Origin of the sequence: Cellulomonas timonensis (assembly GCF_900046455.1) — a bacterium.
In the GTDB taxonomy this organism is placed as follows: Bacteria; Actinomycetota; Actinomycetes; order Actinomycetales; family Cellulomonadaceae; genus Cellulomonas_A; species Cellulomonas_A timonensis.
Map to the genome: position 1 here is coordinate 214,505 of NZ_FCOT01000012.1, position 21,314 is coordinate 235,818.

The 21,314-nt window shown below is 74.7% G+C and carries 15 protein-coding genes; 5 read left to right on the top strand and 10 right to left on the bottom strand.

Features of this window, described 5'->3' with window-relative positions:
• Positions 1-101: 101 nt before the first annotated feature.
• The 3 genes from BN3788_RS09410 to BN3788_RS09420 all read left to right on the top strand — a co-directional run bounded on the left by BN3788_RS09410 (position 102) and on the right by BN3788_RS09420 (position 3,729).
• Positions 102-920, top strand: coding sequence for a hypothetical protein (locus BN3788_RS09410; RefSeq protein ID WP_066584965.1), 819 nt, complete (start codon positions 102-104; stop codon positions 918-920).
• A gap of 99 nt (positions 921-1,019) precedes the next feature.
• The gene (locus BN3788_RS09415) at positions 1,020-2,366 is read left to right on the top strand and encodes an O-antigen ligase family protein (protein ID WP_066584967.1); all 1,347 of its coding nucleotides are present in this window, start codon (positions 1,020-1,022) and stop codon (positions 2,364-2,366) included.
• A gap of 76 nt (positions 2,367-2,442) precedes the next feature.
• On the top strand, positions 2,443-3,729 hold the full coding sequence (locus tag BN3788_RS09420) for a right-handed parallel beta-helix repeat-containing protein (RefSeq protein ID WP_066584969.1): 1,287 nt from the start codon (positions 2,443-2,445) through the stop codon (positions 3,727-3,729).
• Between the two features lie 6 nt (positions 3,730-3,735).
• Here BN3788_RS09420 and BN3788_RS09425 read toward each other — a convergent pair whose 3' ends face one another.
• Positions 3,736-4,641: a glycosyltransferase gene (locus BN3788_RS09425; protein ID WP_159066879.1), complete on the bottom strand. Its 906-nt coding sequence runs from the start codon at positions 4,639-4,641 to the stop codon at positions 3,736-3,738.
• Between the two features lie 70 nt (positions 4,642-4,711).
• Between BN3788_RS09425 and BN3788_RS09430 the strand changes: the two genes are divergently transcribed.
• Positions 4,712-5,974, top strand: coding sequence for a glycosyltransferase family 4 protein (locus tag BN3788_RS09430; protein WP_082812763.1), 1,263 nt, complete (start codon positions 4,712-4,714; stop codon positions 5,972-5,974).
• Complete coding sequence (locus tag BN3788_RS09435) at positions 5,971-6,885, top strand: glycosyltransferase (protein ID WP_066584973.1); 915 nt, start codon at positions 5,971-5,973, stop codon at positions 6,883-6,885. The genes BN3788_RS09430 and BN3788_RS09435 overlap by 4 nt, the downstream gene beginning before the upstream one ends.
• Here the strand turns inward: BN3788_RS09435 and BN3788_RS09440 are convergent.
• The 9 genes from BN3788_RS09440 to BN3788_RS09480 all read right to left on the bottom strand — a co-directional run bounded on the left by BN3788_RS09440 (position 6,827) and on the right by BN3788_RS09480 (position 21,149).
• Positions 6,827-8,191: a rhamnosyltransferase WsaF family glycosyltransferase gene (locus BN3788_RS09440; RefSeq protein WP_066584976.1), complete on the bottom strand. Its 1,365-nt coding sequence runs from the start codon at positions 8,189-8,191 to the stop codon at positions 6,827-6,829. The two genes, BN3788_RS09435 and BN3788_RS09440, sit on opposite strands and share 59 nt — an antisense overlap.
• Positions 8,192-8,234: 43 nt before the next feature.
• On the bottom strand, positions 8,235-9,344 hold the full coding sequence (locus BN3788_RS09445; RefSeq protein ID WP_066584979.1) for a DegT/DnrJ/EryC1/StrS family aminotransferase: 1,110 nt from the start codon (positions 9,342-9,344) through the stop codon (positions 8,235-8,237).
• Positions 9,341-10,915: an oligosaccharide flippase family protein gene (locus BN3788_RS09450; RefSeq protein WP_066584982.1), complete on the bottom strand. Its 1,575-nt coding sequence runs from the start codon at positions 10,913-10,915 to the stop codon at positions 9,341-9,343. The genes BN3788_RS09445 and BN3788_RS09450 overlap by 4 nt, the downstream gene beginning before the upstream one ends.
• A complete protein-coding gene (locus tag BN3788_RS09455) occupies positions 10,912-11,937 on the bottom strand; it encodes a glycosyltransferase family 2 protein (RefSeq protein WP_159066880.1) in 1,026 nt (341 codons plus the stop codon). The genes BN3788_RS09450 and BN3788_RS09455 overlap by 4 nt, the downstream gene beginning before the upstream one ends.
• Positions 11,934-12,977: a NeuD/PglB/VioB family sugar acetyltransferase gene (locus BN3788_RS20080; protein ID WP_187138374.1), complete on the bottom strand. Its 1,044-nt coding sequence runs from the start codon at positions 12,975-12,977 to the stop codon at positions 11,934-11,936. Before BN3788_RS20080 ends, BN3788_RS09455 begins: the two co-directional genes overlap by 4 nt.
• The gene (locus BN3788_RS09465) at positions 12,961-14,178 is read right to left on the bottom strand and encodes a DegT/DnrJ/EryC1/StrS family aminotransferase (protein WP_082812893.1); all 1,218 of its coding nucleotides are present in this window, start codon (positions 14,176-14,178) and stop codon (positions 12,961-12,963) included. The genes BN3788_RS20080 and BN3788_RS09465 overlap by 17 nt, the downstream gene beginning before the upstream one ends.
• Positions 14,179-14,228: 50 nt before the next feature.
• Positions 14,229-15,227 carry an NAD-dependent epimerase/dehydratase family protein gene (locus BN3788_RS09470; RefSeq protein ID WP_066584988.1) on the bottom strand — a complete coding sequence of 333 codons (999 nt, stop codon included), beginning with the start codon at positions 15,225-15,227 and terminating at the stop codon, positions 14,229-14,231.
• Complete coding sequence (locus tag BN3788_RS09475; protein WP_066584992.1) at positions 15,224-16,303, bottom strand: Gfo/Idh/MocA family protein; 1,080 nt, start codon at positions 16,301-16,303, stop codon at positions 15,224-15,226. The genes BN3788_RS09470 and BN3788_RS09475 overlap by 4 nt, the downstream gene beginning before the upstream one ends.
• 100 nt (positions 16,304-16,403) lie before the next feature.
• Positions 16,404-21,149, bottom strand: a complete 4,746-nt coding sequence (locus BN3788_RS09480; protein ID WP_066584995.1) for a DUF4082 domain-containing protein — start codon at positions 21,147-21,149, stop codon at positions 16,404-16,406.
• Positions 21,150-21,314: the final 165 nt, after the last annotated feature.

Below are 21,314 nucleotides of genomic sequence, written 5' to 3' on the forward strand. Positions count from 1 at the left end.
TGAAGAGTGTGAGTGCGGCGCTCACGGCCCGTATGCGGCTTTTGCCCGATCTATGCTGCGAGGACCGCGCTGGGCGACGGCCCCTCACGAACAGGGAGACGATGAACCTCAAGGAGCTCGGCGGCGCGCTCGCGCGACGCTGGTACCTCACCCTCGCCGGGGCCCTTCTGGCGGTGGCCCTGTGCGTGCTGGCCTACGTGCTGGTGCCCCCGACGTTCGAGTCCGGTGGCGACGTCGTGCTCCTGCCGCCGCAGACCACCGTGGGCGAGGGAGGCAACCCCTACCTCTTCCTCGGGGACCTCGACCAGGCGGTGGACATCCTCACCCGCTCGCTGATGTCGGGCGAGACAGTGGCCGACGTGGAGGACGAGGTGCCGGGCGCCGAGTTCGAGGTGATCCCCGACTGGACCACCAGCGGCCCGATCCTGGTGATCACGGGCCGCGCGAGCACGCCCGTCGAGGCCGAGGCCGTGCGGGACGCCGTCCTCGACCGGCTGCCCGCAACGCTGCTCGCCTTGCAGGACACGCTCCACGTCCCCGCCGACGCCCAGATCGACTCGATGGTGCTCACCCAGGACCTCGAGCCCGAGGCCGTGACCACGGCGCGGATGCGCGCTGTCACAGCCGCGGGCGCCGTGGGGCTCGTGGGCGCGGCGCTCGCCATCGGCCTGCTCGACGCGTCGCTCCTGGCCCGAGCACGGCGTGCGGGCCGGCCACGCGCGGGCGCCCGGGCAAGGGCGGGCGCGCGGACAACAGCGGAGGTCCAGCCTGAGGCCTGGCTCTTTTACCCATCTGACGCTGCCGACGATCTTACGCCGGGAGGTATAGCTGGACGCTGTACTGGTGTGATCGGGGCCGCGGCTTCTCCACGTTCCTCCCCTCGTATCGGATCCTCGACAACCAGTACCTGCTGCTGTTGATCGAGATCGGGGTGGTGGGCCTGATCGCGATGCCGTCCCGCGCTCGATCGCCGACCTGCGCCACCTGCTCGGCGCGCCACCCTCGCCGCCCGCACGGCGGTGACCAGCCCGCCACGCGCCTCCCCGGCCCGCCGGCTGGCGCTGCCGCGCGCCGACGTCGCGCCGTCGACGTTCGGCGACGGGGTCGGCCTGCTCAGCGCCTACGTGCTGCTCCTCATCGCGATCCCGTCCCGGCTGGTGCTCGCCCCGCTCGGCGGCGCCGGGACCCCCTCCCTGCTGCTCGGCTGCGGATGCGCGCTGTGGTGGGTGTGGCACCGGCTGCACCGCAGCGAGCCCGAGCCGGCCCCGCCCGCGCCGGTGCGCCGGACGGTGCTGTTGCTTGGCGCCGCGGTGCTGGCCAGCTACGTCAACGCGATGGCCCGCCCGATCGTCTCCGAGGAGGTCGGCACCGCCGACCTGGGGCTCGTGGCGCTGCTCGGCTGGACGGGCGTCGCGCTCCTCGCGCACGACGGCATCGCGGACCGTGAACGGCTCACGACGCTGCTCTCCCGGCTCGCCGTGGCCGGCGGAGCACTGGCCCTGGTCGGGATCGTGCAGTTCGCGACCAAGGAGTCGTGGGTGGACCGGATCGACATCCCCGGCCTGACGGCCAACGCCACCCTCGCGAACGTCTACGACAGGGACGGCTTCGCGCGCCCGGCTGGCACCGCCATCCATCCCATCGAGTTCGGCGTGGCCGTGACGATGCTGCTGCCGTTCGCGCTGCACCGCGCGTTCCACGCGACCCACCTCGGCGCCCTGCGGCGCTGGTGGCCGCTGCTCGCGCTCGCGCTGGCCATCCCGCTGTCGATCTCCCGGTCCGCGCTGATCGGCGCGGTCACGGTCCTCGCGGTGATGATCCCGGCGTGGCCGCCCGTGCGGCGGCGCCTCGCCCTGCTGTTCGTCGCCGCGATCAGCGCGCTGGTCTTCGTCGGCATCCCCGGCATGCTCGGCACGCTGACCGGCATGTTCACCGGCATCGGCGCCGATAGCAGCGCCCGCTCCCGCACCGACGGCTACTCCGTGGCGCTCGAGTTCGTGGCGCGCGACCCCGTCGTCGGCCGCGGCTTCTCCACGTTCCTCCCCTCGTATCGGATCCTCGACAACCAGTACCTGCTGCTGTTGATCGAGATCGGGGTGGTGGGCCTGATCGCGATGCTCGCGATGGTGGTGGCGGCCTGGACGGCGGCACGTCGGGCCCGGCGCGCGGCCACTGTCGAGGCCGACCGCCACCTGGCCCAGTCCGTGGCCGCGTCCGTCGCCGCGGGAGCCGTGAGCCTGGCCCTGTTCGACGCGTTCTCGTTCCCGATGGTGGCCGGCCTGCTGTTCCTCGCGGTGGGCATCGCGGGCGCCGTGGGGCGCATCGCCTGGGATGAGGGGGTCGCCAGCAGGCAGGCCCGGTGCTAGCGTCCCAGCGGTCAGGCGCCGGGTATGTCCGGTGCGCCGGAAGACCACCCGACCGATGATCGGGGAGCCCTCACCCATGACGCCGACCTCCGCACCCCGGAGCCCTCGCGGCGCCCATCGCGGGCCGCGACACACCTCCCGCTTCCGCACCCGGCAGGCAGCCCACGGCGCCGCCCTGGCCCTCGCGCTGCTCGTCACGGTGATGGGCGCCGAGCCCGCCGCGAGCGCTCACCCCGGGTGGCACGGGCCGCGCGCCTCGGCCGCCGCCACCGCCGCGTCCGACGACGATCACGCCGAGTCCGAGGCCGCCCGCCGGCCATGGCAGCGGCACGTCCCCACCCCCGCGCCGGGCACGCCGGGCGCCAGCACCGCGCCGGACGGAGTCCTGAGCGCCGATCCCGCCAGCACCGCCGCGCCCGACGCCGCCCCCGGAGCCACGGCTGCGGCGCCCAAGGGCTCGACGCCGGAGGCCGCGGCCCCCCCTGGCGGCAGAGGCACACGGCCGGCCAACGGCTGCGCCGCGAAGCCGAGCAGCTGCGGGTTCCCCGACGCCAGCACCACCGGCGTCCCCGCCGGGACCGTGCTGCGCGCGGTGCCCCAGGAGCTCACCTCCGGGCCGGGCTGGCACTACGACGAGCGCGGCTGGATCACCGTCGACGGCGATGGCGCGGTGCTGGAGGGGATCACCACCACCGCCACGGTGGAGGTCTCCGGGCGCGGCGCCGTGGTGCGCGCCTCGCAGATCGTGGTCTCGGGCGAGGGGAACGGGGTCTCGCTGCGCCATGCGCAGGACGTCACGATCGAGGACTGCGAGATCTCGGGGCCGACGGGCAGCGGCCCGCAACGCCTGCTGGTGGGCGTCAAGGACGTCTACGGCGACTCGACGGGCTCCGTGATCCGGCGCAACGACATCTGGCACACGTCCACCGGGGTGCAGATCGACAGCGGGCTGATCGAGGGCAACTACATCCACGACCTAGGGCTGGCCGAGGGCGACCACCTCAACGGCACCACCAGCGGCGGTGGCGCCACGCAGCTCACCATCCGCGGCAACACGATCCTCAACCCGCACTCGCAGACGGACGCGGTGAGCCTGTTCCAGGACTTCGGCCCGCAGGCGAACAGGCTCATCGAGGGCAACCTGCTGGCCGGCGGCGGGTACACGCTGTACGCGGGCGCCAACAACGGGAAGGCGTCGACGGCCACGAACATCAGTGTGATCGGCAACCGCTTCGCGCGCTCGTACTACGCGCGGGGCGGCTCCTACGGCCCCGTCACCGCGTACACCTCGGGTGGCGGCAACACGTGGAGCGGGAACGTGTGGGACGACGACGGGTCCACGATCCCGACGCCGCAGGGCTGAGGGGCCTCAGCGCGGGACGAGGGCCGGGGGGCAGCCGAGCTCGGCGGGCCTGCGGCCGGGGCGCAGCAGCGCGGCCAGGGACGCGCGCGATTCCTGATGCCCGCGGGCGAGCCAGCTCAGCTCGCTGGCCACGACAAGGGCGTAGTAGAGGGCGCTGGCGGGCGGGCGGTGGCGGCGCGCGTACAGGCGCACCCGGTTGACGATCTGCATGGCGTGCGTGCGCGGCGTGCGCCCCGACCCGCCCCCGGAGTGCCTCACCTCGGCATGCGGCGTGTAGACGGTGCGCCAGCCCGCGTCGGCGGCCCGCAGGCACAGGTCCGTCTCCTCGGAGTAGAGGAAGAACGACTCGTCCCAGCCGCCCAGCGCGTCGTGGCAGGCGCGATCAACGAGCAGGACCGCGCCGAGCGCCCAGTCCACCAAATGCTCGGCCGTGTAGGCCCCCGGGTCGGTGACGTGCTCGCTGACGGCCGGCCACCCGGTGAAGCCCAGCCCCGTGGCGCGGCCGAGCGTCGGGGCCCGGCGCAGCGACCAGGTCAGCCGCCCCTGGTCGTCCACGACGCGCGGGGCGACGATCCCGGCGCCGGTGCGCTTCAGGGCCTCGACCATCAGCTCCACTGCATGGGGCGCCAGTCGCGCGTCGGGGTTGAGCACCAGGACCAGCCCCGCGCCTGGCATGGCGTCGGCGCCGGCGTTGATGCCCGCCGCGTAGCCCCGGTTCGCCTGCGCCAGAACGAGGCAGTCGGCCCGGGCCCGGGCGAGATCGGCGGTGCCGTCGGTGGAGCCGTTGTCCACGACGACGACCTCGGCCGCGAGGGAGCCGAGCGCGGCGGGCAGGCTGTCCAGCAGCGGGTCGAGGTCGAGCGCGCTGTTGTGCGTCACGACGACCACGACGACCTCGGGGGTGCTGATCACGCGCGCCATCCTAGGGGTGAAGATCGGTCTTTTTCGTCTCAAACCCGACATCCGACGCTATCGTCGACGCGTGACCCGCATCCTCCTCGTGGCGCCGACGTGCGACGGCACCGACGTGGGCGAGGCGTGGGTCGCCCACCAGTGGGCCTCACGGCTGGGACGACGCCATGACGTCACGCTGCTCACGTCCCATAAGCGTGACCGGCCCCCGGCGACGCCCCAGCTCCCCGGCGTCCGCGTCATCGAATGGCCCGATCCGCCCGGGCTCGGGCGCGCCGAACGGCTCAACAGCCTGCTGAAGCCCGGCTACGCGGCGTTCCACGTGCGCGCCCGCCGCTGGGCGCGCGCCGCGCTCGCCCGCGGGGAGCGCTTCGACGTGGCCCACCAGCCCGCCCCCGTGGCCACGCGCTACCCGTCGCCACTCGCCGGCCTCGGCATCCCGTGGCTGCTGGGGCCCGTGGGCGGCGGCCTCACCGACCCGCCCGGCTTCCCCACCGACGACACCGCCCCCTGGTACGTGGGCCTGCGGACGCTGGACCGCTGGCGGCTCGCACACGACCCGCTGCTGCGCCGGAGTTACCGCGACGCCTCGATCGTGCTCGGCATCGCCCCGTACGTCGCCGAGCACCTCGCCGACGTGCCCGTGCGCGAGCTCGTCACGCTCAGCGAGACGGCGCTGCCCGAGCTCCCGGACCTCGAGCCGCGCCTCCCGCATGACGGCCCGCTGCGGCTGCTGCATGTCGGCCGCCTGGTGCGCACCAAGGGCGCCCGTGACGTGGTGCGGGCGCTCAGCCTGCTCCCCCACGGACGCGCGCGGCTCGACGTGGTGGGCGACGGGCCGGACCGTGAGGCCTGCGAGGCGCTGGCCCGCGACCTCGGGGTCGCCCAGCACGTGACGTTCCACGGCCGCCAGGACCGCGCCACCGTCGAGGCCCACTACCGGGCGGCCGACGTCTTCGTCTTCCCCAGTTACCGCGAGCCCGGCGGCAACGTGGTCCTCGAGGCGATGGGCCACGGGCTCCCGGTGATCGTGGCCGACCGGGGAGGGCCCGCGAGCGCCGTCGACGACGCATGCGCGATCCGGCTGCCCGTCACGACGCCCGACGCGCTCGCCGTCGACCTCGCCGCCGCGATCGAGCGTCTCGCCGCCGACCTGGGGCTGCGCGCGGCGATGGGCAGGGCTGCCCGCCTGCGGATGGAGCGGGTCGGGCTGTGGGAGGCCAAGATCGACGAGGCGGAAGCGCTGTACGCGCGGGTCATGCTCGCCGCGGCGGTGGGCGGAGGCGCTGGCGACGATCGGCGTGCCGCCGTCCGACAACGGGCGGGCTCATGACGACGCGTTCCGCGGACAGGCCTGGCCCGGTGGCCGGCGTGGTGGTCCCGGCCCACGACGAGGAGCGCACGATCGCGCGGCTGCTCAGCGCGCTGACCAGCGACCCGGACATCGCGCTCGAGGTGGTCGTGGTGTGCAACGGCTGCGCCGACCGCACAGCCGACGTCGCGCGGCGCGTGGCCCTGGCGCCCGGCGGGCTGTCGACGGTCACGGTGGTCGAGCTCGCCGCCGCGGGCAAGCCAGGCGCCCTGCGCCGGGGCGATGAGGCCACCGCCACCTTCCCGCGCGTGTACGTCGACGCGGACGTCGAGATCACCGCCGCGTCGATCGCCGCGCTCGCCGCAGCACTCGACGGCGGGCTCGACGGCGGCCCGCTGGCGGCAGGGCCGGAGCGCCAGGTGCCGCGCGACGGCGTGGACTGGCCCGTGCGGTGGTACTACGACGTCTGGGAACGACTGCCGCAGGTCCGCGACGGGCTGTTCGGACGCGGGGTCGTGGCCCTGTCCGCCAAGGGCCATGCGCGGCTGCGCGGGCTGCCGTCCATGCTGTCCGACGACCTGGTGATGTCCGAGGCGTTCACCCCAGCCGAGCGCGTCATCGTGCCCGGGGCCGTCGTCGTGGTGCGGCCGCCGCGGACGCTGCGCGACCTGGTGCGGCGACGGGTGCGGGTGGCGACGGGCAACGCGCAGGCGGACGGCGCCGGGCTGCGCGGCGCGGCGGCCACGACCTCCCCGGGCATGCTGGCCCGCCTCGTCCGTGAGCGGCCGTCGTCCGCGCCGAAGGCCGGAGTCTTCCTGGCGGTGGCGCTCGTCGCCCGGGCTCGGGCGCGGCGCGCGGTGCGCCGCGGCGACTTCAGGACGTGGCTGCGGGACGAGAGCTCGCGGGCCCCGGCCCCACTGCCTCCTGGCTGACGGCTGCCTCCTGACTGGCCGCTGCTCCCGGGTGGGGGGTCGCGCGAACTGCCGGCGCGTCGTGCCCAGGGCGGGACGGCCTCACGTCGGCGGCCCCGTAGACCGCCTCCTCGATGATCCGCACCACGCCCCGCTGCGCTGGCCCCCAGCCCTGCCGCGCGCTGGCGGCCAGCACCGAGCGCGGCTCCGGGCAGGCGAGGGCACGCTCCAGGCCGGCTGCGAGGCCGCCCGGGGTCGGCGGCGCCCACACCACATGCGGGCTCACCAGGTCGGCGCGCGCGTCCGGGTGGTCGTTGACCACGGGGACCAGCCCGGCGGCCAGCATCTCCTCCGCGACAAGGGAGATGTTGGTGAAGGACAGCGCGAAGCCCGCCGAGCAGCGCCGGTACAGCGCGGCGAGCTCGACCGGGGTGAGCCGCCCGTGCCACGTCACGGGGAAGGTGACATCGGTGAACCGCTCGCCGTAGGCGTGGATCTCCTGCTCGGGGTGGCGGGCGTGGAACTGCTCGAGGGCCAGCCGTGCGAGCAGGTAGCCGCGGCGGCCGACGCCCGGCTTGGCGTAGAGCACGACGCCGGTTCGGGCGCCGTCTGCCGCTGCGGCGGCGGCCGGTGACGCGGGATCCAGCGCGTACGTGTCGGTGTCGCAGCCGAACGGGACCACGTCCACGTCCACCCCCACCTCGCGGGCGAGCGTGCCGGCGACCATCTCCCCCAGTGCGATCATCCGCAGGCCGAGCCGGTAGCTGTCCTCGGCGAGCGCGTACCGCGACCCGCGCGGGAAGAAGTACGGCTCGAAGTCCTGCACGAAGTACAGCCGCCGCATCGGCATCGTGCCCCGCGACGCCAGCACATGCGCCGTGGGCCAGGACGTGGCCACGCACGCGTCGACGCCGACGATGCCGCCGTCCGCGCTGAGGATGCGCGCCTGCACTCCCGGCCAGCCCGCGCGCACGACAGCCGCCTGCTCGCGCACATCGCCGCCATGCCGGTCGTACAGGAACACCGTGCAGGTGTGCCCGGCGGCCTCCAGCGCCTCGATCATCCGGAACATCGTGGTGTGGCCGCCCGAGCCCAGCGACGGCGGCGTGCACAGCCACCCGATATGCAGCGGGCGCGCGCGGCGGGGGCGCACCGGCGGCGAGGCCAACCGCACCCGGGTGGAGTCCGCGACGTCGCCGGCCAGCAGCGGCAGGTCGGGCGCCTGCGCGTCCAAGCGTGCCGCGAGCCGCCGGATCCCGCGCCGGATCAGCTCGCGGACCCCGTGCCGCCGGGCGAACCGTGCCACATGTCGTGCCGAGATGGTCATCTCGTCCTCCTGCCTGCGTGCGATGGGCACGCCGTCGCGGCGCTCACAGGTCGCGCAGCGCCTTGTCGAGCACCTCGACGACGCGGTCCTGTTGAGCCGGCTCCACGTGCGGGTGCAATGGCAGCGAGAGGATCTCGCCCGCTGCCGCCTCGGCCACGGGGAAGTCCCCGGGGCCGTGGCCCAGCGACGCCAGGGCGCCGGTGAGGTGCAGGGGCACCGGGTAGTGCACCCCCGCGCCGATGCCCGCCGCGTGCAGCGCCGCGAGCACGCGGTCGCGCTCCGGCACGCGCACCACGTACAGGTGCCACACGTCGAGGTTCCCCGGGGCCGTGGTGGGGGCGGCCACGTGGTCGACGCCCGCGAGCAGCTCGCCGTACCGCTGCGCGGCCGCCCGGCGCTGCTCGTTCCACCGCTCCAGGCGCCGCAGTTTCGCGGAGAGCACCACCGCCTGGATCGTGTCGAGGCGCGAGTTGAAGCCGACGGCGTCATGCCGGTACTTCACGGCGCTGCCGTGCGCCCCGAGCAGCCGGACTCGTTGCGCGATGTCGGGGTCGTTCGTGGTGACCGCCCCCGCGTCCCCCGCGGCGCCCAGGTTCTTCCCCGGGTAGAAGCTGGTGGCGGCCACAGCGCCGAGCGCCCCGGCAGCCGTCCCGTGGCGCCGGGCCCCCTGTGCCTGGGCCGCGTCCTCGACGATGACGGCGCCGACGGCGGCGGCCAGCGGGGCGAGCAACTCGACGGGGGCTGGCTGGCCGAACAGGTGCACGGGCACGATGGCGGCCGTGCGATCGGTCACCGCGGCGGGCGCCAGTGCCGGGTCGAGCAGCAGGTGCGCGGGGTCCACGTCGACCAGCACCGGTGTCGCGCCGGCACGCAGCACCGCCTCCGCGGTGGCGATGAAGGTGTTGGCGGGCAGCACCACCTCGTCCCCGGGCCCGACGCCGACCGCGCGCAGCGCGAGCTCCAGCGCGTCGGTGCCGTTCGCGACGCCCACGCAGCTCGACACCCCGAGGTAGCGGGCGTACTCGGCCTCGAAGGCGGCCACCTGGGGTCCGCCCACGAACGCTGTGGACTCGAAGACCGCCCGCAGCGCGGGGCCCACCTCCGCGTCGATCTCGCGTTGCTGGGCCCCAAGGTCCACCAGGGGGATGCTCATGCCACGACCTCCTCGACGTTGCTTCCCGGGGACGCGTCCGGCCCCCGGGTGGTGCGCGCCGGCGAGTCCCGCCGGGCAGGCTCAGAGCTGATGGGCTGCGGCACGTCGACCTGTCCCGCAGCCCGCGCGCGGCGCGGCAGTGTCGACCAGCACGGCGCCGTGAGGCCCGCGTGGACGGCCAGACCGACCAGGCCGCCGAGCACAGCGGCGAGCAGCGGCGAGTCGACCAGGCCGGCCGCCCAGGCCGCGGCGAGCCCGCAGGCGACGCTGCCCGCGAGCGCGGGCGCCACGGCCCGGACGAGTGGGGACACCGGCGTGGCCACCGCACGGCGCAGCACCAGCACGTACAGCGGCACGACGACAGCCACCGCGACCACGGCGTGCGCGACCCCCGCGCCCGCCAGGCCCCACCGCGCCACCGCGAGCGCCATCGCGGGCGCCAGGGCCGCGCACCAGGCGACCTGCACCCAGAACAGCCCGACCGTCCGGCCCGCGCCCACGCTCAGATCCGCGAACACCTCGGCCAGCACGCGCGCCGCGGCGAACACCGCCAGCCCGAGCATCGCCGCTGCGGCGCCCGACCACGGACCGCCGTACACGCCAGTGACCAGCGGCTGCGCCAGGGCGGCCAACAGCGCGCACACCGGGAACGACACGAGCGCGATCCCCTCGACCACGAGCGGGATCGCCGGCGCCAGGCGGCCCGCCGTGAACAGCCGCCCGAACGTCGGCACGGCCACGGTGCGGATGATCGCGGTGAACACGCTGCTGGGCAGGCTCGCCAGGTTGAACGCCAACAGGTACAGCCCCAGCTCGACGGTGCCGAGCGTGCGGCCGATGACGACGTAGTCGATGTTCAGCGTCGCGAAGACGATGAGGTTCGCGGCGGCCAGCGGCAGCCCCATCCGCAGCACGTCCCGCGCCACCCGGCGGTCGAAGCCCGGCCGGTGGCGCGTCGGGCTGACGATCAGGTACCCGGCCGTCGCCACGAGCTGCCCGCCGACGCGCGACCAGGCGAGCGCGTAGGCGCCCCAGCCGGCCTGGGCCATCGGGATCACCAGCGCCAGGCTCACGATGATGTTCGCGAGGTCCACGAGGATGCGCCGGCGCTGGTGGAAGTCCCGCCAGATCAGCGCCGTCGGCACCGACGAGACGCCGGTGAGCAGCACGGTGAGCGCGAGCACCTGGATCACGGGCGCGGCGGCCGGGTCGCCCAGCACCCCGGCCAACCACGGCGCGCCCAGCACCATCGCGGCGGTGAGCCCTGCGCTGTTCGCCAGGGAGATCGTCCAGACCGTGGGCGCGAGCTCGGCGGGGTCCCGGTCGCCGCGCGCCAGCGAGGCGGTGACGCCCAGCTCGGCGGCGTTCAGCGCGATGGTCTGCACGACGATCGCGATGGCCAGCACCCCGAAGTGCTCGGGGGCGACGAGCCGGGCGACGATGATCGTCGAGACGAAGGTCAGCACCCGCGACGCCGCCACGTTGGCAGCGCCCCACAGTGCGCCGCTGCGCACGCGCGGGGCGAGCCCGGCGTCGGCCGCCGGGAGTCCGCTAGCCGCGGGCTCCGTCACGAGATCCCCACGATCCGCCAGACCTTCCAGCGGACCCGGTCGGCGAGGTCGCGGGCGGCCCGCATGACTCCCTGGGCCTGGGTGGGCCTGCGGCCCGACGTCGCGTGGACGAGCGTGCGGCGCACGGCGCGGGCGCGCGGCCACGCGGCGCTGGCCGGCCAGGCCTCCTCCGCGAAGTCCGCGAGTTGCGCCGCGGTGGCGGGGTCGGCTCCGGCGTCCAGGTCGCGGGCGGCGAGCACCAGGGCCTCGCGGGCGAGGGCGCGCCGGGCCCGCTGCCACCGCGCCGGGGCGCCCGGCAGCAGGGCGCGGGTCTGGGGCTGGTCGAGGACGGCGAACGCGGCGAGCCGGTGGCGCAGGTCCACGAGCATGGTGGCGAAGGCCGTGAGGTGCATGTTGGCCTCGTGCACCCGGTAGTGGGCGTGGACGGGCCCGTTGACCCGCCCGACGTCCCACCGGGCCGCGGTGCGCAGCCAGTACTCGAGGTCCGCCGAGTGCGGCAGCGCGGGGTTGTAGTCGCCGACCTCGCGCAGCGCCGCCGTCCGCATCACCACCTCGGGCGAGAGGATGAAGCAGCGGCCGCGGCGGCTCGCCCACCCGATCCACTCGGCGCCGCCCCAGAGCGTCCACGAGACCGGACGCCAGCCCGGACGGGGCGGGGCCGGGGTCGAGAACGACTCCGGCAGGCCGTAGACCAGGCCGACGGACGGCCGCGCCTCCATCAGGTCCGTGGCCCGGGCGAGCGCGCCGGGCGCCAGCAGGTCGTCCGCGGAGAGCAGCACCACGTACGTCCCCCGCACCAGCGCGAACCCGTCGTTGTACGTGGCGATGTGCCCACGGTTGACCTCGTGGGCCAGGACGGTGACGCGCGCGTCGGCGTCCGCGAGGGCGCGCGCGACCTCCAGCGAGTCATCGGTGGACGCGTCGTCGACGATCACCACGTCCGCGCGCACCCTCTCCTGGGTCAGCACGCTCGCCACGACCTGGGGCAGGTAGCGGCCGTAGTTGTAGCAGGGGCCCATCATGGCGGGTCGGGCCTTCCCCGTGTCGGCTGGCTGGGCCGGTGGGCGCCTCTCTCCCCCCTCCGCCCGCCCCGCCCGGCCCCCGCTCGGCGCCCCCCCGTCCGCCCCCACCCCCGACGGTCTGCCTCCTCTCGCGCCCTCACGGGCTCGTCGGGCAGGGCGGGCGCGTCGGGCAGGGCGAAGTTCGTCGGCGCGGCGAGGTCCACGGCCAGGGCCGCCTGCGCGAGCGCGACGTCGTCGGCCTGCGGAGCCGGGGCGAGAGTGGTGTCGGCCCGATGCCGCCCCGCCGCCGGGCCCTCGCCCCGTGCGCGCGCCGGGACACCCACCCAGGTCTGGCCGTCCGGCAGGTCGCTGAGCAGCGCCGCGCCCATCCCGAGGGTGGCGCCCGCGCCCACGCGCACCCCTTGCCGCACCGACGCGTTCATCCCCACATAGGCGGCGCGCCCCACGACGACCCCGCCGCCCAGGCTGACGCCCGCGCACAGCGTCGCGAAGTCCTCGACGACCACGTCGTGGGTGAGGGTGGCCTGCGGCATGACCACGACGTGCGCGCCCACGGTGACCGAGGCGGTCAGCACGACACCCGCGAGCAGGATGCCGCCCGGTCCGACCACGCAGCCCTCCGGCGCCTCGACGCCGGGATGGATCGCCCTAGCCCAGCGCTCCTCCCCGACGCCGTGCTCGGCGAGCCGCGCCACGAGTGCCGCACGCGCGGAGCCCTGCCCCGCGCAGACGAGGACGCGCGCGTGGGGCAGCGTCGCGATGTGCTCGATGCCGCCGAGGACGGGCGCCCCGTCCACCGAGCCGCCGCGCAGCGCAGGCGAGTCGTCGAGGAAGCCCGCGACGTCCTCACCGGCCGCGCGCAGCAGCGCGAGGACCTCGCGGCCCAGTCCGCCGGCCGCGACGAGGACGATTGGCGACGCGTCCGGGCCCTCGCCTGCCGTCGAAGGCCCCTGGCGGGGAGCCGACTCGCGGGGAGCCTGGCTGGGCTTCGGCGCATCCCTGCGGGGCGTTCGCGCCGTGCCGTCAGTGCTGCGCGCCATACGCCCCACCCGCCTCGTGCCGACCGGCGCCGACCGGCTCGCCGTGGCCTAGCTCCTGCTCGCCGGGCGACGCCGCGCCCGCCAGCCCCGCGGCCGAGCGGAGCGCGTTGACGACCCGCGCCTGGTCGGCGCCGGTGAGCTCGTGGTGGAGCGGCAGGATGAGCGTGGTGTCGGTGAGGTGCTCGGTGACCGGCAGCGGCTGGCCGCCATGGTCGCCGTCCGCGTAGGCGGGCTGCCGGTGGATGGCCATGATCCCGCGCCGTGCGGAGATGCCGGCGGTGGCGAGGTGCGCCAGCAGCCCGTCGCGGTCGAGCGGGAACCCCGGGCCGACCTCCACCCAGTAGGACTGGAAGTTGCTGGCGCCCCAGGCCGGATCGGCCACGGCGCGCAGCCCCGGGATCTGGGCGATGTGCGCGGCGTACTCGGCGGCCAGCGAGCGACGCCGCGCCACGATGTCCCGCAAGCGCCCGAGCTGCACGATGCCGACGGCGGCCTGCAGGTCGGTCATCCGGTAGTTGAAGCCGACTTCGAGGTACTGCTCGGCGGGCGCGAGGACGCTGGCGTGCCGCTCGGCGGCGGAGACGCTCATGGCGTGCTCGCGCAGGCGTCGGGCGCGCTCGGCCCAGTCGGGGCGCGCCGTGGTGATCATGCCGCCCTCTCCGGTGGTGAGGAGCTTGCGGGGGTGGAAGGACCACGCCGCGATCTCGGCGCCGGCGCCGGCCGGGCGTCCGAGGTAGGTGGTCCCGGCGGCGCATGCCGCGTCCTCCACGACCACGATCCCGCGCGGGTCGCACTCGGCCCGGACCTGCTCGAGGTCGACGGGCTGGCCGCCCTGGTCGACGACGATCACGGCCCTGGTGCGCGGGGTCAGCGCCGCGGCGACCGTGGCGCCGGTGACGTTCCCGGTCACGGCGTCGACATCGGCGAACACGGGCCGCGCGCCGGCGTGCACCACGGCGTTGGCCGTCGCGACGAAGGAGAAGGACGGCACCACGACGTCGTCGCCGGGCTCGACTCCGGCCACGATCAGCGCGAGGTGCAGCGCCGTGGTGCAGGAGGAGGTCGCGACGGCGAAGCCGGCCCGTTGCGCCTCGGCGAACTCCTCCTCGAACTGCGCCACCCGGGGACCCTGCGCGATCCAGCCGGAGCTGATCACCTCGGTGAGCGCCTCGACCTCGGCGGCGCCCAGCCACGGGCGCATGACGTCGATGCGGCTCAGCGATCGCGGCTCCGCGGCTCCGCCGTCCCCGGTCACGACGCCGCCACCAGCCCGCGCCCGGCCGCGATCTCGTCGCGTTGCGGGCGCCACCAGTCGACGAGCTCGCGCAGCCCGTCCTCGAGCCCCACCTGCGCCTCGAACCCCAGGTCGACGCGTGCCGCCGTGGTGTCGGCGAGCCGGCGGGCGACGCCGTTGACCGCGCGCTCGGGGCCGTGCTCCACGGACAGGTCGGAGTCCATCGCCCGCAACAGCGCCTGCGCGAGGCCCAGCAGCGACGTCTCGGTCCCCGACGCGATGTTGTAGACGCCCTCGACCACATCGCTCGATGCCGCGAGCACGTTCGAGCGGGCGATGTCCCGGGTGAACGCGAAGTCCATCGTCTGGAGCCCGTCGCCGAAGATCAGCGGCGGCAGCCCATCCGCGATCCGCTCCATCCAGCGCACCAGCACCTCGGTGTAGAGGCCGTGCACGTCCATGCGCGGCCCGTAGACGTTGAAGTACCGCAGCAGCACGTAGTCGAGGCCGTGCATCGCGCGGAAGCTGCGGGCCATGCCCTCGTTGAAGGACTTCGCGGCGCCGTAGAACGTGTCGTTGTTGTGGTGGTGGTGCCGCTCCCCCGTCGGGAATTGCTCCGCCAGCCCGTACACCGACGCGCTGGACGCGGCGACGACCTTCTGCACCCGGTGCTCCACCGCGGCCTCCAGGACGGTGAATGTCCCGTCGACGAGCACTTCGAGGGCCAGCCGGGGCTCCTCCGCGCACTGCGTGATGCGGATGGCCGCCTGGTGGAAGACGAGGTCCTGGCCGCGCGTGACGTCGTGCACCAGGTCCCGGTCCCGCAGGTCCCCCTCGACGAGGTCCACGCGGCCAGAGGCGAGCGCGTCGGCGAGGTTCTCGCGGCGGCCGCGCACCAGGTTGTCCAGGACGACGACGTGCGAGGCCCCGACGTCGAGAAGCTGGTCCACCAGCGTGGAGCCGATGGTGCCGGCCCCTCCGGTCACCAGGATGCGGGCTCCTTGCAGCGTGCTCATGCGACGGTCTCCAGCGTGGGTGTGGTGGCGGATGCGGCAGCCGAGGTGGTGAGCGGCGTGAGGCGGCCCCCGTCGGCGAGGCTGCGGGAGGCGGACTCGAGCACGTCGAGCACGCGCAGCCCGGCGTTCCCGTCGGTGCGGGGCGCCCGGCCCTCGCGGATGCTCGCGGCGAGCTCGGCGACCATCAGCCCGAGGGCCTCCCGCTCGGGCAGCGCGGGCGCCCAGGCGTCGCCGAGTCGGTAGGACACGTTCGCCGTGGCGCGGTCCGGCAGCGGCTGCCCGAGGTCCACGCCGCGGTCGTACACGGTGAGCCGCTGCTGCGGGCTGAGGTCGTCCCACACGAGGGTGCGCCGCGACCCGCCCACCACCATCTGGCGGATCTTCGTGGGGCTGAGCCAGTTGACGTGCACATGCGCGATGGCGCCGTCGGCCAGCGGCAGCGTCAGGTAGCCGACGCAGGCCTGGCCGGCGCCGAGGGGGTCCGCGCCCTGGGCGCCGACCCCGGTGGGCACCAGTCCGCCCGGGAGGATGAAGTCGAGGATCGACAGGTCGTGCGGCGCCAGGTCCCAGAACACGTCCACGTCGGGCTGGACGATGCCGAGGTTGATCCGCACCGAGTCGATGAAGTGCACGTCGCCCAGGGCGCCCTCCGCGATCAGCTCGCGCATCTTGAGCACGGGCGGCGTGTAGCAGAACGTGTGGTCGACCATGAGCACGAGCCCGCGCTCGGCGGCGCGCGCCACCATCTGGCGGGCGGCTCCGCTGTGGTCGGCGACGGGCTTCTCGACGAGCACGTGCTTGCCCGCGTCGAGCGCCGCCAGGGCGAGCGGGGCGTGGGTGCGGGCGGGTGTCGCGATGGCGACGGCGTCCACGTCGTCGCGCGCGAGCAGCTCGGCGGCCGACGTCATGACGTCCACGGTGCTGCGCGGGCCGACGACACGGCGGGCGCGGTTCTCGTCGAGGTCGCACACCGCCACGAGGTCCCAGTCGGGGCTGGTGCGGAAGTTGCGGGCGAGGTTCGGGCCCCAGTAGCCGGCCCCGATCACGGCGGCCCGCAGCGGATCGCGCTCAGACATCGTGCTCCTTCATCGTGGGTCTCCAGTGTGGGACAGAATGGGCTGATCTCTACCCAATTCGGACATTCTTTCACTCGATGGGCGGCTCCGGGTGGGCCGTTCAGCCCGTGGTCTCGAAGACCACGTCGACTCCGTAGGAGGCCGCCGAGGCCGAGGCCGGGAAGCCTGTGCCGTAGACGTAGGCGCCGCCGAGGGGCAGCGTCGACAGCGGGCCACGGATGCGGCTGTCCGCGAGCGCGCCGGGCTCGTGGGCGTACCGCCCGGCGCTCGAGTGATAGGCCGCCACGAGCACCTGGCCCGCGGCGACGGGCACCGGCGACGCGAGCTCCACCGTCTGCCATCCCGAGGCCGACTCGGCGGTCGAGGGCGCCGTGGCGAGCAGGTTCCCCTCCCCGTCCCACACGTTCACGGTGTGCGCGCCGGTGTTCTGCGGGCCCTTGTAGAACCGCACGGCCGTGACCGTCCCGACGACGCTTGACGAGAACCGCGTGCCGACCTGCACCGCGGCGCCGTCGGCGACGTTCGCGAGGGCAGGCGCCTCGGCGTCCGACCACAGCGAGCACGGGCACGCCCCATCCGGAGGCGCGGCCGACGTGGTGAAGCTCCACGCGCCACCCGCGAGCGCCTGGCCCCCGAGCGTCAGCGACGCGGCCACCACCACGCCGGCGGGCAGCGGCGCAGCGGGCGTGAACAGCACCGTGCGCGTCGCCGCGTCGAAGGCGCTCGTCCCGGCCACCGCCCCAGACGGGCCGGTGAGGGCCAGCACCGGCGTGCCCTGCGCGGGCGCCTTCGAGAGCACCGCGGAGACCGTCGCGCGCGTGGACACCGCGCTCGCTCCCGAGGGCGGCGCCTGCGAGACGACAACGGGGGCCGCGGGCGCCCCGCGCTGGAAGACGGCGTCGACGAAGTAGTTGGTCGACTGCCATGAGCCGCGGGGGAACCCTCCCCCGTAGACGTAACGCCCGTTGCCCCCGGCGGGCGCGGTGAGCGGCCCCGCCTCCCAGGCCGAGGCGAAGAACGACGGCGTCGCGGAGTAATGCCCCTGCGGCGCCAGGTACGAGATGACGTAGGACGTGCCCGGCTCGACGGCCACCGGCGCCGCGAAGGTCGCGGTCTGCCAGCCGCTGGCGCTCTCGTTGGTGAACGTCACGGTGGCGAGCCGGGCGCCGTCCGCCGTCCACAGCGAGCCGGTGTGCGTGCCGATGTTGCCCGCGCCCTTGTAGAAGCGCACACCCGTGACCTGGCCGTCCTCGATGGGCGTGAACGTGACGCCGAGTTCCACGGCGCCGCCGTCGTTGCTCGACCCGGTCGCGGGGACCTGCGCGCCGAACATCGTGCACGGGCAGCCGTCGGCGGAGACGGTGGTGAAGCTCCAGCTCGCCGGTGGCGCCGACACCCCGTCCACCGACACCGCGCCGGTGACCGTCACGACGTGCTGCGTGGACACGGCCAGCGGCGCCGCGGGTGTGAACGTCACCGTGCGGCGATCGGCGGACAGCGTGGTGGCGCCGGCGATGGCACGCCCCGCGGCGGTCACCGTGACGGTGGCGGCGGAGGCGAGCGGGACGTTGAAGGCGGCGGTCACGGGCGCGGTGAGCGCTGAGCCCGGATCGGCCGGGGCGGGCGACTGCGCGACGACGGCCAACGGCTCGGGATCGGGGTGGAACACGACGTCCACGAGGTAGCCGGTGGACGTCCGGATGCCGGGGAAGCCCGTGCCGTAGGTGTACGCGCCACCGCTGGCCGTGGTCCGCAGCGGCCCGCGCTGCAGGCCCTGCGATCCGAACGCGGTCGGGGTCACCGAGTACCGCCCGGCGGGCGCGCGGTAGGAGGCGACGTACTCGGTGTCCTTCGCGAGGGCGACGGGCTGGGCGAATGTCGCGGTCTGCCACCCGGTGACGCTCTCCGAGGTGAAGGTGGCGGTGGCGAGCGCCGTGCCGTCCGCAGCCCACAGCGTGCCGGTGTGCGTGCCCGTGTTGCCGAGCCCCTTGTAGAACCGGAGGGCGCTCACCTTGCCCGCCGAGGCGCTCGCGAAGCGCACCCCCACAGTCACGGCCTGCGCGTCGTTGGCCGTGGGCGTCACGGGCGCGGTGGAGTCGTCGAGCAGCGAGCACGGGCACGTCGCCGGGTCGCGGTCGGGCGCCGCCGTGGTGAACGACCACGAGGCTGCCCCGGCGATCGGCCGGCCCAGCGCGTCGAGTGCCGTGACCCGCGCGGTGTGCTGGGCCGAGGGCGCGAGCGCGGCGTCGGGCGTGAACGTCGCGGTCCGCGCCACGGCGTCGAAGGCCGTGCTGCCGGCGACCGGCTGCCCCGACCCGTCGATGACGGCGATCGCGACATCGTGCGCGGTCGGCTTGGACAGCAGTACGGAGATCGGCGCCCCCGGCGGCACGCTCGTGGCGCCGTTCACGGGCTGTTGGCCGCTCGCGGTGAGGGGGGTGCCGTCGACGGTGTCGAACAGCACGTCGACGTAGTAGTTGCTGTTCTGGTGGCTCAGCGTCGGGAACCCGGCGCCGCCCTGGAACACCCCGGCGGGCTGGGCTCCGAACCCGCCCGCGACCCGGAGCGGCGCAGCCTCCACACCGCCCGGGGTGAAGGCATGGGACGCCACGGCGTAGTGGCCGTTCGGCGCGGTGTAGGACACCACGTACGTCGTGCCCGCGGCGAGCTCGACGGGCGCGGAGAACTCGGCGGACTGCCAGCCCGTCTCGGTCTCGTCCGTGAACGCCACCGTGGCGAGCCGGGCGCCTGCGGTGCTCCACAGCGAGCCGGTGTGGGCCCCCGTGTTGCCGGCGCCCTTGTAGAAGCGGACCCCGGTGGCGTACCCGTCCATCGTGGCGCTGAACCGCAGCCCGAGCTCGACGGCGCCGGCGTCGTTCGTGGCGGGCACGGCGGGCTCCTGCGCCCCGAAGACGCTGCACGGGCAGGAGACGGCGAGGCTCAGCGTCGTGGCGGCCCCGATGTTCGCGCTGTCGTCGACGGCACGGGCCCGCACGGGCACCGCTCCACCCTGGCCGGTTAGGACATACGTGTGCGTCCACGTCTCGCGGCCGGTGGCCGGATGCCATGTGGCCCCGCTGTCGGTGGACACCTCGACTCCCGCGACCCGGCCGCCGCCGACGTCCGCAGCCGTCCCGGTGAGGGTCACGGACGAACCACTCGGCACGGCGGATCCCGACGCCGGGGACGTGATCGCGACCGTCGGCCCGCGGGTGTCGGTGGAGCGCGCCGCGGCCGTGAGCCCTGTCATCAGCGTCGTGGGCTGGGCGCCCATGTCGGCCAGCAGGTTCACCGTCGCCTGCTGCATGCGCGGGTCGGCCGGGGCGCCCTCCCCGTCGTGGGTCTGGTCCAGCCCCCACGCCCACTGCACGCTGCCGGCGGAGAACACGAGGGCGCCGCTGGGCGCCCGGTACAGCGTGGTGTGGTGCGTGGTCGTGCCGGGCGCCGTCTGGTTGCCGTAGTCCTGCAGGTACTCGGGCACCGCGCCGGTGGTCGTGGACAACCGGATGAGGCCGGCCGGCCGCTCGCCGTTGTCCAGGTCCTCGTTGGACTCGTAGCCGACGGTGTGCGGCGCCAGCTCGGCGCTCGTCCCGGGCGCCAGCGAGGCCAGCGACGTGCCGCGCCACAGCCGCAGGCGGCCCTCATCCGCCGAGACGGTCACGGGCAGGTCCGAGTCGTTGGACATGTAGAGCGTGCCGGTCAGCCCGTTCTCGGCCCGCCCCGCGCCCACCGAGCGCGCGGCGAACCGGGGGTCGCGCCACGTCCCCGTCCACTCCGGCGAGGGGTCGATCTTGGCCCCGCCCCAGGTCTCCTTGTACGAGACGAGCGTGCGGTGCGGCACCGGGTCCCCCACCGCGGCCGGCTCGAAGCGGGTGCGCCAGTACACCTCGTTGCCGCTGAAGAACGCGAGGTCGAGGCCCGCGTCCCGGGCCGCCTCCACATTCGCGCGTTGCGGCCCCGACCAGTACTCGTCATGCCCCACCGAGAGGAACACCTCGTGGTTGGCCAGGAGCGACCCGTTCCGGTCGGCGTCCACGCCCGCGATGTAGCTCACGTCGTAGCCGTTGCGCTCGAGGAACCGCACCATCGCGAACTCGGAGCTGAAGTAGAAGTCGCGACCGCCCTGGTGGCCGCGCGTCGCGAAAGGGCGGTTGTAGCTGAGCTTGTACGCCCGGCCGTTGGCCGCGCCCTGGTAGAAGCTCGAGCCGCCGTAGGTGTTGTAGGCCTGCCACGTGGTGTCGGAGGTCTGGAACACCACCTCGGAGTGGCTCGCGTCGTCGCGCACGACGAAGGTGATGTGGCTCTCGTCGCCCGTGTCCGGGCGGCGCAGGTGGGCGATGTACACCCCGGAGACGGCGGTGCTGGGCACCGCCCACGACGCGGAGACCGACCACTCGCCGCAGTCGTACAGCTCGGTGGCGGCGTCTCTGCGGCACTCGGGCTGCGGACGGTCCCGCACGGCGCCCGGCACAGAGGTGATGAAGCGGGCGCCCTTCCCGCCGTACCAGCCGGTGCGGTAGATGTCGACGGTGTACGCGGTGGCGTCGGTGTCGATCTTGAAGTCGATGCGGTCGCCGACGTCCACCGAGATGTCCGTGGCGTACCCCTGGATCGAGTCGTCGCCGGCGGACTCGACGTCCCACACCGACGGGTCCGTGCCGCCCTTGGAGTTCTCGCACACGATCGGGTTCGCGCCGGCGGCGCACGGGTCAGCCGCGGCGGCGACCGAGGCGACGGCCTCAGACGGCGCAGCCACGACAGCGCCGGCCGTGAGGATGATCGCCAGGAGGATCGCCGGGCCCGAGCCGCGTCGCGTGGACGGGGTGCGGCCGGGGACGCGCGTCATGTGGGCTCCAAGGGCGAGTGCGTGGCAGAGGTGAGTGGATCGACGACGGGAAGGGCCTGGTGGGCGCGCCGCCTGGGACCCAAGGCCCATGGCGTACGGAGGCGTAACACGGACAGAATAGATGAGAAGGTGATGAAACGGACATCAGGCGGAACGGGTGAAATC

What these genes read in the sequence shown, in the direction of transcription:
- BN3788_RS20080 (WP_187138374.1), bottom strand. Translation starts at nt 12,977, where the DNA reads ATGGCGCGCAGCACTGACGGCACGGCGCGAACGCCCCGCAGGGATGCG.
- BN3788_RS09435 (WP_066584973.1), top strand. Translation starts at nt 5,971, where the DNA reads ATGACGACGCGTTCCGCGGACAGGCCTGGCCCGGTGGCCGGCGTGGTG.
- BN3788_RS09475 (WP_066584992.1), bottom strand. Translation starts at nt 16,303, where the DNA reads ATGTCTGAGCGCGATCCGCTGCGGGCCGCCGTGATCGGGGCCGGCTAC.
- BN3788_RS09440 (WP_066584976.1), bottom strand. Translation starts at nt 8,191, where the DNA reads ATGACCATCTCGGCACGACATGTGGCACGGTTCGCCCGGCGGCACGGG.
- BN3788_RS09420 (WP_066584969.1), top strand. Translation starts at nt 2,443, where the DNA reads ATGACGCCGACCTCCGCACCCCGGAGCCCTCGCGGCGCCCATCGCGGG.
- BN3788_RS09480 (WP_066584995.1), bottom strand. Translation starts at nt 21,149, where the DNA reads ATGACGCGCGTCCCCGGCCGCACCCCGTCCACGCGACGCGGCTCGGGC.
- BN3788_RS09470 (WP_066584988.1), bottom strand. Translation starts at nt 15,227, where the DNA reads ATGAGCACGCTGCAAGGAGCCCGCATCCTGGTGACCGGAGGGGCCGGC.
- BN3788_RS09455 (WP_159066880.1), bottom strand. Translation starts at nt 11,937, where the DNA reads ATGATGGGCCCCTGCTACAACTACGGCCGCTACCTGCCCCAGGTCGTG.
- BN3788_RS09465 (WP_082812893.1), bottom strand. Translation starts at nt 14,178, where the DNA reads ATGCGCCCGTGGCTGGGCGCCGCCGAGGTCGAGGCGCTCACCGAGGTG.
- BN3788_RS09410 (WP_066584965.1), top strand. Translation starts at nt 102, where the DNA reads ATGAACCTCAAGGAGCTCGGCGGCGCGCTCGCGCGACGCTGGTACCTC.
- BN3788_RS09445 (WP_066584979.1), bottom strand. Translation starts at nt 9,344, where the DNA reads ATGAGCATCCCCCTGGTGGACCTTGGGGCCCAGCAACGCGAGATCGAC.